Raw genomic sequence first — 17775 nt, 5'->3', positions numbered from 1 at the left:
GAAGCAGACTGGTCGCCGGCTGTTCCCGTTCGTCGCCATCGGCTGCCCGCAAGATGCTGAACAGCCTGCGTGACGGCCGACTAAGCTTGCAGCAAGAGCAAGCTTCGTGTGTAGCCAGGCCATCTCACTATGGGCGCTTTATGGCAATCCGATGCACCGCAGAACGCGCTCGCCGAGGGCGCTCCTGAGCCGCTTTATTCGTCGAAAAAGCCCGCACCACGGCGCAAGCTGAAGCTTGCCTTCTGGCTGTTCCTGCTGGCCGGCCTGATCGCCCTCGGCCTGGCTATCGCCCGCGAGCTGCGTACCGCAGAGCTGCAGGCCCGCGAGTTCAGCCAGTACGCCGCGCGCCTGACATACGCCGTGCAACCCGGGCCGAGCGAAACCATCCGTTTCCCCATCGACGGCCCGTTCGACAAGCGCCTGGGCTACGCCCACTTGCCGCTGCTGCTGGAGCGCCTGCAGCAGCGGCATTACCTGATCAGCGCCCAGGCGAACTTCTCCCCCGCCCTGCTCGACTACAGCCAGCGCGGCTACTTCCCGCCGTTTCGCGAGAAAACCCAGGCCGGGCTGAACATCGAGGACTGCCGCGGCCTGCCGCTGTACCAGTTCCGCAGCCCGCAGCAGCTCTACCACCAGTTCAGCGATATCCCGCCGCTGATCGCCGGCAGCCTGCTGTTCATCGAGAACCGCCACCTGCTCGACCCCGACCCGCCCCAGGCCAACCCGGCAGTGGACTGGCCGCGCTTCGCCCGGGCGGCGCTGTCGCAAGTGGGCAAGAATTTCGCCCTGCAGGAGCAGTCGGCCGGCGGCAGCACCCTGGCCACCCAGCTGGAGAAATACCGCCACTCGCCGGACGGCCTGACCCTGTCGGCCATGGAAAAGCTGCGACAGATGGTTTCCGCCAGCGTACGCGCCTATCAGCAAGGGCCGGACACCCTCCCCGCACGGCAAAGCATCGTGCGTGACTACCTGAACAGCGTGCCGCTCTCCGCCGCCCCCGGCTACGGCGAGGTGCACGGCCTGGCCGACGGCCTGCGGGTGTGGTTCGGCGCCGACTTCCAGCGGGTCAACAGCCTGCTCGACCCGGCCCGCACACCGCTGGCCAGCAGCGCCGAGCGCGGCCTGGCGCTGCGCCAGGTGCTGGCCCTGATGATCGCCCAGCGCCGCCCCTCCTATTACCTGGCCCAGGGGCGCAAGGAACTGGAAAGCCTGACCGACAGCCATATCCGCGTGCTGGCCAGCGGCGGCGTGATCGACTGGCGCCTGCGCGACGCAGCCCTGGCCCAGCGCCTGCACTTTCGCGACCTGGCCCAGCAGCCGGCGGTGCAGGCAGTGGAAAGCAACAAGGGCATCAGCGTGGCCCGCTCGCGCCTGTCGAGCCTGCTCAACCTGCCGCTGTACGACCTCGACCGCCTCGACCTGAGCGCCAGCAGCACCCTCAATGCCGAGTTGCAGCAGCAGGTCAGCGTCTACCTGCGCCAACTGGCCGACCCGGCCTTCGCCGAGCAGATCGGCCTGTACGGCGAGCGCCTGCTGTCGCCGGAGAAAACCGCCGACGTGCGCTACAGCTTCACCCTGTTCGAACGCACCGCCGACGGCGCCCGCGTGCGGGTACAGACCGACAGCACCGACCAGCCCTTCGACATCAACGAGGGCAGCAAGCTGGAACTGGGCTCCACCGCCAAGCTGCGGGTGCTCACCACTTACCTGCAGGTGATCGCCGAGCTGCACCAGCGTTACACCGGGCAGAGCGCCGAGGCGCTGCGCAGCATCACGGTGGCCGAGCAGGATCACCTGACCCGCTGGGCCCTCGACTACCTGCTCGGCAACCCGCAGGCCGGGCTCGCCGCCATGCTCGGCGCGGCCCTCGATCGCAAATACTCGGCCAGCCCCTACGAAACCTTCTTCACCGGCGGCGGCGCGCACACTTTCAGCAACTTCAAGCGCGAGGACAACGGCCGTATCCCGACCCTGCGCGAGGCCCTGCGCGAATCGATCAACCTGCCCTTCATCCGCCTGCTACGCGACCTGGTGCGCTACAGCACCTACCACGGTGCGACCAATAGCGCCGAGCTGCTGCGCGACGACCAGCATCCGCTACGCGCCGACTACCTCAAGCGCTTCGCCGACCGCGAGGGCACCACCTTCCTCCTGCGCTTCTGGCGCAAGTACCAGGGCAAGACGGCCCAGGAGCGCCTCGACACCTTCCTCGACGGCCTGCGCCACACCGCCGTGCGCCTGGCCGCGGTGCACCGCTACCTGATGCCGGAAGTCGACGAGGCCACCTTCGCCGCCTTCCTCAAGGCCCACGTGCCGCAGGAGAAACTCACCGACAAGAAGATCCACAGCCTCTACCTGGACTACGGCCCCGGTGCCTGGAGCCTGCCCGACCAGGGCTACATCGCCCGCGTGCACCCGCTGGAACTGTGGTTGCTGGGCTACCTGATCGAACAGCCGCAGGCCAGCTTCAAGGACGCCGTGGCGGCCAGCGCCGAGGAACGTCAGGAGGTCTACGGCTGGCTGTTCAAGACCCGCCACAAGAGCGCCCGCGACAGCCGCATCCGCACCCTGCTGGAAGTCGAGGCCTTCCTCGACATCCACCAGCGCTGGCAGCGCCTGGGCTACCCGTTCGACCACCTGGTGCCGTCGCTGGCCACTGCCATCGGCAGCTCCGGCGACCGCCCGGCGGCGCTGGCCGAGCTGATGGGGATCATCCAGAACGACGGCGTGCGCCAGGCCAGCGTGCGCATCGACCAGCTGCACTTCGCCGCGCAGACCCCCTATGAAACCCTGCTCAGCCACGACAACCAGGGCGGCGAGCGGGTGCTGCCAAGCGAGGTCGCCGCGGCGCTGCGCGAAGCCCTCTCGCAAGTGGTGGAAGCCGGCACCGCGCGGCGCCTGGCCGGCACCTTCGTGCTGGCCGACGGCAGCAAGCTGACCATGGGCGGCAAGACCGGCACCGGCGACAACCGCATTGAAAGCACCACCCGCGGCGGCCAGGTGCTCAGCTCACGGGCGATCAACCGCACCGCCACCTTCGTCTTCTACCTGGGCGCCAACCACTTCGGCACCCTCACCGCCTTCGTCCCCGGCCAGGCGGCGGAAGGCTTCCGCTTCACCTCGGCGCTGCCGGTGCAGGTACTCAAGGGCATGGCGCCGATCCTCACGCCCTACCTGGAGCCAGGCACCAGCAGCCTGTGCCGCGCCCCGCTGACGGCCGTGCAGGCGCGCAGCAGCTAGCGCCCGGCAGTTATAGAGAAAGGTTGGGAGACAGCGCTGCAGGCCCGGGCTGACCAGGCCGCACAGCGCCAGGTGGCGCGGGGCTCAGCCCTTGCTGCGCAGCGCCACGTACAGCGCCTCGACCTCGCTGCGCGCCCAGGGCGTCTTGCGCAGGAAGGTCAGGCTCGACTTGATGCTCGGGTCGTTCTTGAAGCAGCGGATATCCACGCGCTTGGCCAGCCCCTCCCAGCCGTACTGGGCAACCAGCTCGGTGAGCAGCTTCTCCAGGGTGATGCCATGCAGCGGGTTCTTGGCTTGTTCGGTCACGGTGGTTCTGCGCAGTCGAAGACGGGGGCGCCAACTTAGCAATATCGCGGCACGGCGTCAGCCGTTTCGCACAACGGGGCGACGGCTTACGCCAGCAACGACTGCAGCAACGCCCGGCCCTCGGGCCAGTCGCCCAGGCCGCTGTCGCCGTTGATATGGCCGCAGGCGCCCAGGTTGTGCCAGCGGCTGCCCCAGCGGGTGGCGGCGGCGCGGGCGTGCTCCAGGCTGCTGTAGGGGTCGTCGCTGCTGGCCACCAGCAGGCTGGGAAAGGCCAGCGGTAGGTCGGGCACCGGCACGAAACCGACGATATTCAGCTCGGCGGCCGGGCCTTCCGGATCCGGCGGTGCCACCAGCATGGCCGCGCGGATGCGTTGGCGGGTCTGCGCCGCCCAGTGCGCCACCAGACCGCAGCCCAGGCTGTGGGCCACCAGCACGGTATCCGGCCCACTGGCGGCCACCGCCTGTTCCAGGTTGCTCACCCATTCGCTGCACACCGGGTTCCACCAGTCGCGCTGGGCGACCCGCTGCATGCGCGGATCGCTCTGCTGCCATAGGCTCTGCCAGTGCTCGGGGCCGGAGTCGCCATAGCCGGGGATGATCAGAAATGTCGTCATGACGGACTGCCTTGTGCTGAACCTGGGTCAACCATGCCCGAGCGGGCGCGGCCGCTCAAGCCAAAACCCGAGTATCTGTTCTCCGTAGGCTGCGCCATGCGCACCCTACGGGCGAGGCCGCCAAACGGCCCAGGGCTAGCCGGCGGTGGACTGGAAGTTGAATACCCGCCAACGCCCCTGGGCATCGCGGCGCAGCTCGACGGAGATCGGACAGGCGCCGTCGAAATGCACGGTAAAGCTGGGCATCTCCACCTCGGTGCCGGCCAGCCAGCGGCGCAGGCGGTTGCCGCGCGACTGTGGCGGATGAGTCCAGACCATCTCCAGTGGCCGGCGGCTGCACAGCTGGTAATCCATGCTTTTGCTGAACTGCTGGCGATCCCGGCTGAGCAGGCCGCCGCGGGCCAGGGCCAGCTCGAAGGCTTCGTCCGGACGCTCTTCCTGCAGCAGGCGGAGAAAAGTGCTGGCCACCTCGATGGCCGCCTCGTTGCGGTACTCGGCCTTGAGCCACAGCCAGCCGCCGCCGGCCAGCAGCGGCACCAGCAACAGGCCACCGGCCCACAGCAGGCGCCGCTTCACTCGCGGATGATAAACAGCTTGGTGACGAACCATTCCGCACCCTTGTACAGGTAACCCAGCGGCCCGTAGATGGTGGCCGGCTTGGGCGGTTCGGTCTGGCTCAGGCTGACCTTGAGGGTGGACATCTGGATCTGATCCTTGAGGATGCGCATGCGCGCTTCCATGGAATCGATCTCGGACTGCACGCGGTTCAGCTCGCTCTCGATCTGCAGGATGTCCTTGACGTCCTTGGCCTGGGCCAGCAGCGCCCGCAGGCGGTCACGCAGCCCCTTGTTGTTGTTCAGGCGGGTTTCCACGTCGACGTACTGCTCGGTGACATCCTCGCCCTTGACGTGGCGGGCCAGCACCTTGCCACTCTGTTCCACGCTGCTCAGGGCCGCCTCGAAACGATCCTTGGGCACACGGAAGACGAAGCTCTGGCGGTCACTGCCGTACTCGCTGGTTTCCTCGACATAGCCGCCGAGGCCGATGATGCGCTCGCTCAGCTGCTGGCGGGCCTTGGCCACATCGGCCACTTCCAGGGAGAAGTCGGCCGTCCAGACCAGCAGGCGGCCGGCCGTCTTGCTCTGCAGCGGCGCACTGAGCGCCGCCTCAGCTGCGGGTGCACCACCGTAGGCTTCGCCGCCTTTGGAGGAACAGCCGCCCAATACGACCAGGGTGGCCAGCAGGGCCAGGCCGGCCCAGTGTTTCAGGTACGTCTTCATCCGTGAAAATCCTCTGCATTCGTCCGGGTTGAACAGCCCGCGATGATACGGGGTGCCTGCAGGTTTTGCAGTGATGCACGTCGTCCCGCCGGGCAAATCGCGCCCATAAAAAAGGGCAGCCCGCAGGCTGCCCAGTCACACGGAGAAAACCCGATCAGTGCGCGGCGGCGCCGCTGGCCCCCAGGCCGGTCTGCGAACGTACGAACTGCGGGTAGAAGCGCGCCCGCTCTTCGCTGGCCGAAACCGACTTGTCGGTGATCGAGAAGAACCAGATGCCGACGAAGGCCACGGCGATGGAGAACAGCGCCGGGTACTCGTAGGGGTAGATCGGCGTGGCGTTGCCGAGGATCTGCACCCAGATGGTCGGGCCGAGGATCATCAGGCCGACGGCAGTGAGCAGGCCCAGCCAGCCGCCGATCATGGCGCCTCGGGTGGTCAGCTTCTTCCAGTACATGGAGAGGATCAGCACCGGGAAGTTGCAGCTGGCGGCGATGGAGAACGCCAGGCCGACCATGAAGGCGATGTTCTGCTTCTCGAACAGGATGCCCAGACCGATGGCCAGCACGCCGAGCACCACGGTGGTGATCTTCGATACGCGCAGCTCATCCTTCTCGGTGGCCTTGCCCTTCTTGAACACGCTGGCGTACAGGTCGTGGGACACTGCCGAGGCGCCGGACAGGGTCAGCCCGGACACCACGGCGAGGATGGTGGCGAAGGCCACGGCCGAGATGAAGCCGAGGAACCAGCTGCCGCCCACCGCGTTGGCCAGGTGCACGGCCGCCATGTTGTTGCCGCCGAGCAGTGCGCCGGTGGCGTCCTTGAAGTCCGGGTTGGTGCCGACCAGCAGGATCGCGCCGAAGCCGATGATGAAGGTCAGGATGTAGAAGTAGCCGATGAAACCGGTGGCGTAGAACACCGACTTGCGGGCTTCCTTGGCATCGCTGACGGTGAAGAAGCGCATCAGGATATGCGGCAGGCCGGCGGTGCCGAACATCAGCGCCAGGCCGAGGGACATCGCCGAGATCGGGTCTTTCACCAGGCCGCCGGGGCTCATGATGGCCTCGCCTTTGGGGTGGGCCTTGATCGCTTCGCTGAACAGGGTGGCGAAGTCGAAACCGACGTGCTTCATCACCATCAGCGCCATGAACGAGGCGCCGGAGAGCAGCAGCACGGCCTTGATGATCTGTACCCAGGTGGTCGCCAGCATGCCGCCGAACAGCACGTAGCAGACCATCAGGATGCCGACCAGCACCACCGCGACGTGGTAGTCGAGGCCGAACAGCAGCTCGATCAGCTTGCCGGCGCCGACCATCTGCGCGATCAGGTAGAAGGCCACCACCACCAGCGAACCGCAGGCGGACAGGGTGCGGATCTCTTTCTGCCCGAGGCGGAACGAGGCGACGTCGGCAAAGGTGTACTTGCCCAGGTTGCGCAGGCGCTCGGCGATCAGGAACAGGATGATCGGCCAGCCGACCAGGAAACCGATCGAGTAGATCAGGCCGTCATAACCGGAAGCGAACACCAGCGCGGAAATGCCCAGGAAGGACGCCGCCGACATGTAGTCGCCGGCAATCGCCAGGCCGTTCTGGAAGCCGGTGATGCCGCCGCCGGCGGTGTAGAAGTCGGACGCCGACTTGCTGCGCTTGGACGCCCAGTAGGTGATGCACAGGGTGGCGCCGACGAAGATCACGAACATCAGGATGGCAGCAATGTTCAGCGGCTGGCGCTGCACCTCGCCCTCGATGGCACCGGCCGCCCACAGGGCCGGAGACGCGGCCAGCAGGCCGATGGCGGAAAGAATACGCGCGATCATTTCTGCACCTCGTCGAGAATGGCCTGGTTGAGGCTGTCGAACTCGCCGTTGGCGCGCTTGACGTAGATGCCGGTCAGGACGAAGGCGGAAAGGATCAGGCCGACGCCCATGGGGATGCCCCAGGTCACCGGCGAGTCCGCGCTGATGCGCGTGCCGAGCACCTGCGGCTCGAAGGCGATCAGCAGGATGAAGGCCACGTACAGGCCGAGCATGATGGCGGAAAGTATCCAGGCGAAGCGCTCGCGCTTGGCGACCAACTCCTGGAAGCGCGGATTCTGCTCAATCCGCTGGTAGATGCTGTCGTTCATTGTTGTTGTCCTCCGCAGCACGGGTTGCTGGTGAGTCCACTCTAGGCCGACGCCCGAGCGGCGACAGACGACCTTAGTCGTAGCCGCCGCGCACTCGCGACCAAAGTCTTAGGCCGCGCCAACCCTGGCCTTGGTTGGACGCTGGCTATACTGGTTGAGTTCGAAACACAGATTTCCCCCCCCGTAGGCTGTGCCAGAGGATTTAGCGCTATGGAATGGCTGGGACTGCGTTTTCTCATCGGCTCGCCGCAGGGCGGCCTGCTCATCCTCGACTGCAGCCATTCGCCGGGGCTGGTGATACTGGCCTACGTGGTGGCCTGTGCGGCCGGCTACGCCACCCTTAGCATCGCCGACCGGGTGGCCCACGCCGAGCGCCTGGAGGCCCGGCGCAACTGGTCGGTGGTCGGTGCCCTGTGCCTGGGCGGCGGCATCTGGTCGATGCACTTCGTCGCCATGCTGGCCTTCCAGACCCCCATCGCCATCCGCTACGACCTGCCTACGACCCTGGTTTCTCTGCTTCTGGTGCTGCTGGCCTCGGCACTGGCCATGCAGCCGCTGGGGCACAGCAAGCCGAATCTGCGCCAATGCCTGCAGGCGGCCCTGTGCATTGGCCTGGGCATCAGCCTGATGCACTACATCGGCATGGCGGCGATCCGCTCGCAGGCCACCCTCTACTACCAGCCGGCGCTGTTCGTGCTGTCGCTGGTGATCGCCTTTTCCGCCAGCCTGGCCGCCCTGCAGCTGGCGCTGTTCTTCCGCGACCGCAGCGGCGCCGTGCACGAGGTGCTCAAGCTGCTGGCCAGCCTGATCATGGGCGGGGCCATCGTCTCCATGCACTTCACCGGTATGTGGGCGCTGCACATGGTGGTGCCCGAAGGCACGCCGCTGGCGCTGCAGGGCACCGAGAACAGCCTGCAGCTGGGTCTGAGCATCGCCCTGATCGCCTTGCTCAGCATCGGCAGCGGCCTCGGCGCGGCCTGGGCCGACCGCCGCCTGCAGAGCAAGGAGCACGACCTGCTGCGGGTCAGCTCCCTGCTTAGCCAGCTCGACCAGGCCCGCGCCTCGCTGCAGAAGGTGGCCCATTACGACCCACTGACCAACCTGCTCAATCGCCGCGCCTTCAACGAGGTATTCGCCGAGCAGTTGCAGCTGCATGCCCAGCGCCAGCAGGCACTGGCGGTGATGTTTCTCGACATCGATCACTTCAAGCGGATCAACGACAGCCTCGGCCACGACGCCGGCGACGAGCTGCTCAAATCCATGGCCGAGCGCATCCGCAGCGCCCTGCGCGACAAGGACGTGATCGCCCGCTTCGGCGGCGACGAGTTCTGCATCCTGATCAGCCTCAACCGCCTGGAAGAGGCCCGCAACCTGGCCCAGCGCATCATGCAACGGATGAAGAAGCCGCTCACCCTGGCCGGCCGGCAGATGGTGATGACCACCAGCATCGGCATCAGCGTCTACCCGCGCGACGGCGAGAGCTGCGACGAACTGCTCAAGCATGCCGACCTGGCGCTGTACCAGTCCAAGGGCAGCGGACGCAACAGCGTGCACTTCTTCAGCGAACACCTGAAGAACAAGGCAACCATGGAGCTGGAACTGGAAGGCGAGCTGCGCCAGGCGCTGAAAAAGGATCGCGGCCTGTTGCTGTACTACCAGCCGATCATCGACATGGCCAGCGGCCAGGTGGCCAAGCTGGAGGCGCTGATCCGCTGGCAGCACCCCAGCCTGGGCCTGCTCGCTCCGGATCGCTTCATCGGCATCGCCGAAGCCAACGGCTTCATCACCGAGCTGGATACCTGGGTCATGCGCCGCGCCTGCCAGGATCTGCGCCAGCTCGACCTGCAGCAGTTGCCCGAACTGCGCGTAACGGTGAACTGCTCGGCGCTCAACCTCAGCCACGACGACCTGCCCCGGGAGATCGCCCGTGCCCTGCAGAGTGCCGGCCTGCGCCCGCAGCGCCTGGAGCTGGAAGTCACCGAGAACGCCCTGATGAGCAACGTGACCCAGGCCCTGGGCCTGCTGCAGCGCATCCGTGAGCAGGGTGTGAGCATCTCCATCGACGACTTCGGCACCGGCTACTCGTCGCTGGCCTACCTGCGCCGCCTGCCCCTGGACACCCTGAAGATCGACCGCTCGTTCATGCAGGAACTGTCGCAGAGCAACGCCGACCAGCAGATCGTCCAGGCCATCGTCGGCATGGCCCACACCCTGCACCTCAAGGTGGTCGCCGAAGGGGTGGAGAACCAGGCGCAGCTGGACTTCCTGCGCGGCCTGGAGTGCGACTTCATCCAGGGTTTCCTGTTCAGCAAACCCCTGCCCCTGGAGGAGCTGGGACGTTTTCTCAGCGAATTCCAGCCCAGCGCGGCGAGCAATGTGATCAAGCTGCGCGAAGGCTGATAACCGCACACTCTCAATCAGCCGACCAATTACGATTGTCTGAAGCTATGAGAGCCATGCACAGCCGCCATTTCCCGGCGCCAACCGGCCTGGCTAGCCTGCATCCAACGAAGAACGATTCTCGTTGGAGACCGCCAGCATGCTCAAGACCATCACCTTCACCCTCATGCACTTCTGCATCGCCTTCAGCGTGGCCTACGCCCTGACCGGCAGCCTGACCGTGGGCGGCCTGGTGGCCGTGGTCGAGCCGCTGTGCAACTCGGTGGGCTTCTACCTGCACGAGAAGGCCTGGGCCAGGGTGCAGAACCGCCAGGTCGGGGCTGCCGAGGCGATTCCCCGGCATGCCTGGTTGCACCATCACGCGTGAAACTGCGCTGAACTGTCCGTGGCGGGCCGCGATCCGCTAAGATGCGCGGCTTTGCCGCCACGATGCGCCACGCCATGAGCCACAACCCGCGTTTTCCTCTCGTTCCCTACCTGTTTGCCAGCCTGCTCGCCATCGCGGCACTCGCCGCCACCTGGTACGCCATCGGCCGCCCGGTGCAACTGGCCGATGCCGCCACTGCCGAACACAAGCTGCAATGCGCCTCCTACACGCCGTTCGGCAAGGATCAGTCGCCCTTCGACCAGCCCTTCAGCATCCACCCGGAGCAGGTGGAAACCGATTTCACCCAGCTGGCCAAGCGCTTCGAGTGCGTGCGCACCTACTCCATGACCGGCCTGGAAATGCTCCCGGAGATGGCCCGCAAGCACGGCCTCAAGCTGCTGCTGGGCGCCTGGGTCAACGCCAACCCGGTGGATACCGAGAAGGAAATCAGCGCCCTGATCAAGGCCGCCAACGCCAACCCGGACGTGGTGCAGGCGGTGATCGTCGGCAACGAGACCCTGCTGCGCAAGGAAGTCACCGGCGCTCAGCTGGCCAAGCTGATCGGCCAGGTCAAGGCCCAGGTCAAACAGCCGGTCACCTATGCCGACGTCTGGGAGTTCTGGCTCAAGCACAAGGAAGTCGCGCCGGCGGTGGACTTCATCACCATCCACCTGCTGCCCTACTGGGAAGATGATCCGAGCGGTATCGAGCAGGCCCTGGAGCAGGTCGCCAAGGTGCGCCGCAGCTTCGGCATGGCCTATGCGCCGAAGGACATCCTGATCGGCGAAACCGGCTGGCCGAGCGAGGGCCGCCAGCGTGAAACCGCCGTGCCGAGCCGGGTCAACGAAGCGCTGTTCATCCGTGGCTTCGTCAAGATGGCCGAGGAAAACGGCTGGCACTACAACCTGATCGAAGCCTTCGACCAGCCGTGGAAGCGCGACAGCGAAGGCGCGGTCGGCGGCTACTGGGGCCTGTTCGACGCCGACCGCCAGGAGAAAGGCATCCTCGCCGGGCCGGTGTCCAACCTGCCGCACTGGCCCTGGTGGCTGGCCGCCAGCCTGCTGCTCGGCGCCGGCGCCCTGCTCCTTGGTGGCCGCCCGGCCTCGCCCCGCGCCGCCCTGCTGCTGCCGCTGACCGCCGCCCTGGGCGCCGCCTGCACCCTGGGCTGGGCCGAACTGGCCGGGGTTACCAGCCGTTTCGTCGGCGAATGGCTGTGGGCCGCCGCCCTGCTGGGGCTGAACCTGGTGGTACTGGCCCACGCGGTACTGGCCCTGTCCGCCCGTGGCGGCGTGCGCGAGCGCCTGTACACCTGGCTGCAGGCCCGCGCCGGCTGGTGGCTGGCCGCTGCCGGCTTCGCCGGTGCGGTGCTGATGCTGGCGCTGGTGTTCGACTCGCGCTACCGCAGCTTCCCCAGCGTCGCCCTCCTGCTGCCGGCACTGGTCTACCTGTGCCGCCCGGTCGCCGGGCCGCGCCGCGAGATCGCCTTGCTGGCCGTGCTGGTCGGCGCCGGCATCGTGCCCCAGCTGTATCAGGAAACCCTGAGCAACCAGCAGGCCATCGGCTGGGCGCTGACCAGCAGCCTGCTGCTGGCCGCCCTGTGGCGCAGCCTGCGGGTCAGACGCGGCTAAACGCCGGGCATGAAAAAGGGACGCCGCGGCGTCCCTTTTTTATTGCCGGGTGGTTCAGGCCGGGGCCCGCACCAGGCGCAGGCCGGCCAGTACCGCAGCGAACACCGCCAGGCTGGCGCTGTACAGCACCAGCGCCGGCAAGGCGAGGAACAGCCCGAGCAGCGCCAGCAGGCGGCCACCACGGGCAGGCAGCAGGAAGCCCAGGACGGCCAGCAGCAGCGCCGACCAGGCGATCACCCGGAAGTGCACCAGCCAGCCGAGGCCGGCCCGCGCCTGGCATTCCCAGCGCTGCGCCTGCTCCACGCACAGACCAACCCACTGGCCATCCTCCATCAGGGCGAAACGCACGCCATAGCAGGCCGCCAGCCACAGCGACAGGGCCAGCAACAGCAGGAAAAGCGATACGGGACGGGACATGGGCCAACTCCAGAGGGCAAAAAGCGGCGCCCAGCTTAATCCGCCGGTACATGAATGCAAGCCGGGCCCGCTAGGTTCTATACGAAAAGTGTCTGCGCTCGGCCATGCTGCGTTAAAAACCGGTTCGGAATGCTCATTTACCGCTCGTAAACTGCGCTTCCTCACCGGCTTTTGCCTTGCCTGACCTTCGCTCAACGACTTTTCGTACAGAACCTAGAATCCTGTGCATGCGCCGCTCCCGACTGCTGCTCGCCTGTGCCCTGCTCGCCGCCCTGTGGTTCGGCTGGGATCAGCTGCGCCCGCCGCCCGAGCCAGCCCAGCCGCTGAGCAATGGCAGCTACCGCCTGGGTCGCAACACCATCACGCCACTGCAACCCTTCGCCCTCGAGGCGCTCGTGCTGGGCCGCGAGGACTACCGCCACGACCGCGGTGCGGCGGTTTCACCCACCGACCTGGCCCTCGGCTGGGGGCCGATGGCCGATCCACAGGTGCTGGCGCGCATCGACATCAGCCAGGGCAACCGCTGGTACCGCTGGCATGTCGACGAGTTCCCCATCGAGCGCCGCGCCATCGAGACCCACAGCGCCAACATGCACATGATTCCGGCCACTGCCGAAGTGGCCACGGCCCTGGCCACGGTCGAAGCCGGCCAGCAGATTGCCCTGCGCGGCCAACTGGTGCGCGTGGACGGCGACGACGGCTTCCACTGGCTCAGCTCGCTGAGCCGCGAGGACGTCGGCGACGGCGCCTGCGAGCTGATCTGGGTGGAAAGCCTGCAGATCGTGCGCTGATTGCACTCTTGCCACTTGCACTTGTCCCATCGGCGATATTCACTCCCAGCAACCTCCTGACCAAGGGATATGGCCATGCCCCGCCTGACCGCCCTCCTCGCCCTGCTGGGCGGCCTGCTGTTCGCTACGCAGGCGCCAGCCGCCGCCGCGAATGGCAGCCACTACAGCTACCCGATCAGCAACCCGTTCGAAGCCACCATCGCCGGCACCCCGCCCGAGCTGCGCCCGGTGCTGCCTAACGACGACGCCATCGACCAGGCCGACTACGACCTCAAGCTGCGCCCCGAGCGCGAATTCGAGCTGCCGGACAACTTCTGGCCGGTGACCAAGCTGCGCTACCGCCTGGCCCGCCAGGATGGCGCCGCGCCGCTGATCTTCATCATCTCCGGCACCGGCGCCAACTACGCCAGCGGCAAGACCGAAGACCTCAAGCGCCTGTTCTACGGCGCCGGCTACCACGTGGTGCAACTGTCCTCGCCGACCAGCTACGACTTCATGAGCGCCGCTTCGCGCACCGCCACCCCGGGCATCTCCAGCGAGGACGCAGAAGACCTGTACCGGGTGATGATGGCCGTGCGCGCCCAGCATCCCGAGCTCGAGGTGACTGACTACAACCTCACCGGCTACAGCCTCGGCGGCCTGCACGCGGCCTTCGTCAGCAAGCTCGACGAGAGCCTGCGCAGCTTCAACTTCAAGCATGTGCTGCTGCTCAACCCGCCGGTCAACCTGTACACCTCGGTGAGCAACCTCGACCGCCTGGTGCAGGCCCAGGCCAAGGGCGTGACCGACAAGACCACCTATTTCGAGCTGCTGCTGGGCAAGCTGACCCGCTACTTCCAGCAGAAGGGCCATGTGCAGATGGACGACGCCCTGCTGTTCGACTTCCAGCAGTCCAAGCAGCGCCTGTCCAACGAGCAGATGGCCATGCTGGTGGGCAGCTCGTTCCGCTTCTCCTCGGCGGACATCGCCTTCACCTCCGACCTGATCAACCGCCGCGGCCTGATCACCCCGACCCAGTACCCGATCAGCGAGGGCACCAGCCTCACGCAGTTCTTCAAACGTGCCCTGCGCTGCAACTTCGAGTGCTACATGAACCAGCAGCTGATCCCGCACTGGCAGCGCAAGTTCGACGGCGGCAGCTTCGAGCAGCTGGTGCAGCAAGTCAGCCTGTACGCCCTCGAGGACTACCTCAGGGACAGCGACAAGATTGCCGTGATGCACAATGCCGACGACCTGATCCTCGGCCCCGGCGACCTCGGCTTCCTGCGGCGCACCTTCGGCCCGCGTCTGATCCTCTACCCGCATGGCGGGCACTGCGGCAACCTCAACTACCGCGTCAACAGCGACGCCATGCTGGAGTTCTTCCGTGGCTAAGAAATTCCTCCTGCTCGCCTTGCTGCTGGGCTGCAGCGTCGCCCAGGCCGAACCGACCGCCGACGCGGACGGCTTCACCAACCCGCTCGACCAGCTCAACTTCAACCCCGATCTCGACCAGCGCGAGTTCGAGCGCGCCAGCCTCGACGCCCTGCAGGTCTACGACCCCTGGGAGTCCTGGAACCGGCGGGTCTATCACTTCAACTATCGCTTCGACGAGTGGGTGTTCCTGCCGGTGGTCGATGGCTACCGCTACGTCACCCCGGGCTTCGTGCGCACTGGGGTGAGCAACTTCTTCAGCAACCTGGGCGATGTGCCCAACCTGCTCAACAGCCTGCTGCAGCTCAAGGGCAAACGCTCGCTGAACACCACCGGGCGCCTGCTGCTCAACACCACCCTGGGCGTGGCCGGGCTGTGGGATCCGGCCACGCGCATGGGCCTGCCCAAGCAGAACGAGGATTTCGGCCAGACCCTGGGCTTCTACGGCGTGCCGGACGGCCCCTACGTCATGCTGCCACTGCTCGGCCCGGCCAACCTGCGCGACACCGGCGGCAAGCTGTTCGACTTCGTCGCCGAAAACCAGATCAATTACCTGAACGTCGCCGAAGTCAGCAACGACCATCCGGAGATCACCGCCCTCAAGGTGGTCGACCTGCGCTACAGCACCAGTTTCCGTTATGGCCAGCTCAACACCCCGTTCGAGTACGAGAAGGTGCGCTACGTCTACCGCGAGGCACGCAAGCTGCAGATTGCCGAGTGAAGGACAAAAACATCGATTAAATCGATATGAATGGCGCACAAACAGCAACCATCCATCCAAACAACCCCGCTAGCATGGGCACCATTCCCTAACCGCGAGCAGGCCAGCAGGTGCCGCTCGCCCCGGAGGTACCCCATGACCCAGTTCCGCCAAGTCGTTTCCCAGCATATCGGCCAGGCCGCTTCCGACGGCGCCGGCGTGCGCCTGACCCGGGTGATCGGCGGCGCCGGCCTGGAACGCTTCGATCCCTTCCTGATGCTCGACGAGTTCGGCTCGGACAACCCCGACGACTACATCGCCGGCTTCCCGCCGCACCCGCATCGCGGCTTCGAGACCATCACCTACATGCTCGAAGGGCGCATGCGCCACGAGGATCACCTGGGCAATGTCGGCCTGCTGGAAAGCGGCGGCGTGCAGTGGATGACCGCCGCCCGCGGCATCATCCACAGCGAGATGCCCGAGCAGCAGGAAGGCGTGATGCGTGGCTTCCAGTTGTGGCTCAACCTGCCGGCGCAGGACAAGCTGGGCACACCCGGCTACCGCGACTACGCGCCCACGGAAATTCCACGGCTGACCACGGCAGACGGCGTGGCGGTGACGGTGATCGCCGGCCACTTCGACGATGGCCAGGTGCAGCAGGCCGGTGCCGTGCAGCGTCCGCACACCCAGCCGCAGCTGTTCGACCTGCAGCTGCCGGCCGGCAGCCGCCTGGCCCCGCGCCTGGCCGATGGCCAGCGGGTCATGCTGTATGTCTACGAGGGCGAGCTGGCGGTCAACGGCCACAGCGTGGCCAGCAGTCGCCTGGCGCGTCTGAGTGATAAAGGCGCCATCGAGATGGGTAGCGTCAGCGGCGCGCGGGTACTGCTGATCGCCGGCACCCCGCTGCACGAGCCGATCGTGCAGTACGGGCCTTTCGTGATGAACAGCCGCGAGGAAATCGAGCAGGCCCTGCGCGATTTTCGCGACGGCGTGCTGACCGAGGCCTGAACAACCTCAGCGACTGGAAGGTGGCAGCAGCATCTCGTCGGCGGCAGCCACCGGCGTTGCCAGGCCGAGGAAGCGGCTCAGCGCCTCCTTCTGTGCCATGGCGTCCTGGTAGCCCAGCTCGATCAGCTCGTTGCAGTAACCCGGTTCGAACAGCAGGTAGCTGAGCACCCCGGCACCACTGGCCCTGGTCGCCCCGGAGCCGCGCAGGAACAGACGCATGGACTTGGCCAGCTCGTGGCGGTGGCGGGCGGCGATCTGATCCAGCGGCTGGCTCGGCGAGATCACCAGCACCTCCACCGGTTTCAATCCCAGGCCGCGCGGATGCAGGCCGGACGGCACCAGGCTGCTCATGTGGTTGAGCCGCTCGAGCAGTTCGATGTCACCTTCCAGACTGTCGATGAAGGTGCTGTTGAGCATGTGCCCGCTGATCTGCGCCAGGGTTGGCGGCTTGCCGCTGCGCGGGCGCACCACCTGCTGGTTGGCGCCCTTGCCCAGCGGATTGCCGCTGACCCCGACCACCAGCACGCGACTGGCGCCCAGGTGCAGGGCCGGGCTGATCGGTGCCGACTGGCGCACCGCACCGTCGCCGAAGTACTCGCGGTTGACCTTGACCGGCGGGAAGATCAGCGGGATCGCCGCGCTGGCCAGCAGGTGGTCCAGGCTCAGGCGGGTCGGCACGCCGACACGGCGATGACGAAACCAGGGATCGATGGCCGCGCGGCCCTGGTAGAAGGTCACCGCCTGGCCGCTCTCGTAGCCGAAGGCGGTCACCGCCACTGCACGCAGGCGGCGCAGGCGCACCGCCGCGGCGATCCCGGAGAAATCCAGCTCGCGTTCCAGCATGCTGCGCAGCGGCGAGCTGTCGAGCAGCGCCACCGGCAGATCGGCGCCCATGCCCAGCAGGCTGTGGCCGATGAAGCGCCCGGCCTGGCGCAGCACGCCGGGCCAGTCGGTGCGGTACACCTGGTGCGAATGGAAGTTCTGCCAGACCGTGGTCAGGCGCCGCGCCGCCTCGCTGAAGTGCAGCGCACCGCAGGCCAGGCCGACGGCATTGATGGCGCCGGCCGAGGTGCCGACTATGACCGGGAAGGGATTGTGCGCTGCATCCGGCAGCAGATCGGCGATGGCGCTGAGCACCCCCACCTGGTAGGCCGCCCTGGCCCCGCCACCGGAAAGAATCAGCCCGGTGGTCGGTACTTCGGAGCGTACTGCTTGATTCATCGACTATCCCCGCAGGTCTTTGCGCCAGTATAGGGGGGCCGCCCAGAACCTGTTTACGATCTTCTGAATTAGAGCCAGACAAGGCGCAACGACCAACGGGAGTAACAGCCAAAGGCTGACCCGAAGGGAGAGCGCCAGCGAATCAAACGGCCGAAAAAGCGCAGTTTACGAGGTGTAAATGAGCATGACTCGTTGCACTCGCCCTACGGGCCGCGCTAAAGCGCGTTAGCGGCAAGCCACTTGTTGAGGCCGCTTTAAACGCGGTATGG

The 17775-nt window shown here is 66.6% G+C and carries 16 protein-coding genes; 8 read left to right on the top strand and 8 right to left on the bottom strand.

What is annotated here, in order from left to right; all coding sequences use genetic code 11:
• Positions 1-129 precede the first annotated feature (129 nt).
• Complete coding sequence (locus tag A9179_RS06015; protein WP_187804925.1) at positions 130-3240, top strand: transglycosylase domain-containing protein; 3111 nt, start codon at positions 130-132, stop codon at positions 3238-3240.
• Between the two features lie 84 nt (positions 3241-3324).
• On the opposite strand, the gene A9179_RS06010 is transcribed toward A9179_RS06015, so the two are convergent.
• The 6 genes from A9179_RS06010 to A9179_RS05985 form a co-directional block, all read right to left on the bottom strand.
• Positions 3325-3546, bottom strand: a complete 222-nt coding sequence (locus A9179_RS06010; RefSeq protein WP_187804924.1) for a VF530 family protein — start codon at positions 3544-3546, stop codon at positions 3325-3327.
• A gap of 86 nt (positions 3547-3632) precedes the next feature.
• Positions 3633-4160: an RBBP9/YdeN family alpha/beta hydrolase gene (locus A9179_RS06005; protein WP_187804923.1), complete on the bottom strand. Its 528-nt coding sequence runs from the start codon at positions 4158-4160 to the stop codon at positions 3633-3635.
• 135 nt (positions 4161-4295) lie between these two features.
• Positions 4296-4736 (bottom strand): hypothetical protein, encoded by a 441-nt coding sequence (locus A9179_RS06000; protein WP_187804922.1) that lies wholly within the window; start codon positions 4734-4736, stop codon positions 4296-4298.
• Entirely contained in the window at positions 4733-5440 is a 708-nt protein-coding gene (locus A9179_RS05995) for a DUF4349 domain-containing protein (RefSeq protein WP_187804921.1), read from the bottom strand. Before A9179_RS05995 ends, A9179_RS06000 begins: the two co-directional genes overlap by 4 nt.
• Positions 5441-5594: 154 nt before the next feature.
• A complete protein-coding gene (locus tag A9179_RS05990; protein WP_187804920.1) occupies positions 5595-7253 on the bottom strand; it encodes a cation acetate symporter in 1659 nt (552 codons plus the stop codon).
• Positions 7250-7561: a DUF485 domain-containing protein gene (locus A9179_RS05985; RefSeq protein WP_187804919.1), complete on the bottom strand. Its 312-nt coding sequence runs from the start codon at positions 7559-7561 to the stop codon at positions 7250-7252. The genes A9179_RS05990 and A9179_RS05985 overlap by 4 nt, the downstream gene beginning before the upstream one ends.
• Positions 7562-7771: 210 nt before the next feature.
• Between A9179_RS05985 and A9179_RS05980 the strand changes: the two genes are divergently transcribed.
• From A9179_RS05980 to A9179_RS05970, 3 genes are all read left to right on the top strand, one after another.
• Positions 7772-9961, top strand: coding sequence for a putative bifunctional diguanylate cyclase/phosphodiesterase (locus A9179_RS05980; RefSeq protein ID WP_187804918.1), 2190 nt, complete (start codon positions 7772-7774; stop codon positions 9959-9961).
• Positions 9962-10100: 139 nt separating this feature from the next.
• Positions 10101-10328 (top strand): DUF2061 domain-containing protein, encoded by a 228-nt coding sequence (locus A9179_RS05975; RefSeq protein ID WP_187804917.1) that lies wholly within the window; start codon positions 10101-10103, stop codon positions 10326-10328.
• 74 nt (positions 10329-10402) lie between these two features.
• Positions 10403-11956 carry a glycoside hydrolase family 17 protein gene (locus tag A9179_RS05970; protein WP_187808516.1) on the top strand — a complete coding sequence of 518 codons (1554 nt, stop codon included), beginning with the start codon at positions 10403-10405 and terminating at the stop codon, positions 11954-11956.
• Positions 11957-12010: 54 nt separating this feature from the next.
• Here A9179_RS05970 and A9179_RS05965 read toward each other — a convergent pair whose 3' ends face one another.
• Positions 12011-12373, bottom strand: a complete 363-nt coding sequence (locus A9179_RS05965; RefSeq protein WP_187804916.1) for a hypothetical protein — start codon at positions 12371-12373, stop codon at positions 12011-12013.
• 227 nt (positions 12374-12600) lie between these two features.
• Between A9179_RS05965 and A9179_RS05960 the strand changes: the two genes are divergently transcribed.
• The 4 genes from A9179_RS05960 (at position 12601) to A9179_RS05945 (ending at position 16285) form a co-directional block, all read left to right on the top strand.
• Complete coding sequence (locus A9179_RS05960) at positions 12601-13164, top strand: hypothetical protein (protein WP_187804915.1); 564 nt, start codon at positions 12601-12603, stop codon at positions 13162-13164.
• A gap of 75 nt (positions 13165-13239) precedes the next feature.
• Positions 13240-14538 (top strand): alpha/beta fold hydrolase family protein, encoded by a 1299-nt coding sequence (locus A9179_RS05955; RefSeq protein ID WP_187804914.1) that lies wholly within the window; start codon positions 13240-13242, stop codon positions 14536-14538.
• The gene (locus A9179_RS05950; protein WP_394354715.1) at positions 14531-15298 is read left to right on the top strand and encodes an MlaA family lipoprotein; all 768 of its coding nucleotides are present in this window, start codon (positions 14531-14533) and stop codon (positions 15296-15298) included. The genes A9179_RS05955 and A9179_RS05950 overlap by 8 nt, the downstream gene beginning before the upstream one ends.
• 135 nt (positions 15299-15433) lie before the next feature.
• Positions 15434-16285 (top strand): pirin family protein, encoded by an 852-nt coding sequence (locus A9179_RS05945; protein ID WP_187804912.1) that lies wholly within the window; start codon positions 15434-15436, stop codon positions 16283-16285.
• Positions 16286-16291: 6 nt separating this feature from the next.
• Here A9179_RS05945 and A9179_RS05940 read toward each other — a convergent pair whose 3' ends face one another.
• Positions 16292-17506, bottom strand: a complete 1215-nt coding sequence (locus A9179_RS05940) for a patatin-like phospholipase family protein (protein ID WP_187804911.1) — start codon at positions 17504-17506, stop codon at positions 16292-16294.
• Positions 17507-17775: the final 269 nt, after the last annotated feature.

Source organism: Pseudomonas alcaligenes (assembly GCF_014490745.1).
GTDB lineage: Bacteria > Pseudomonadota > Gammaproteobacteria > Pseudomonadales > Pseudomonadaceae > Aquipseudomonas > Aquipseudomonas alcaligenes_C.
Note: the sequence above shows the minus strand (reverse complement) of the source record. Positions and strands in the feature narration are given on the sequence as shown.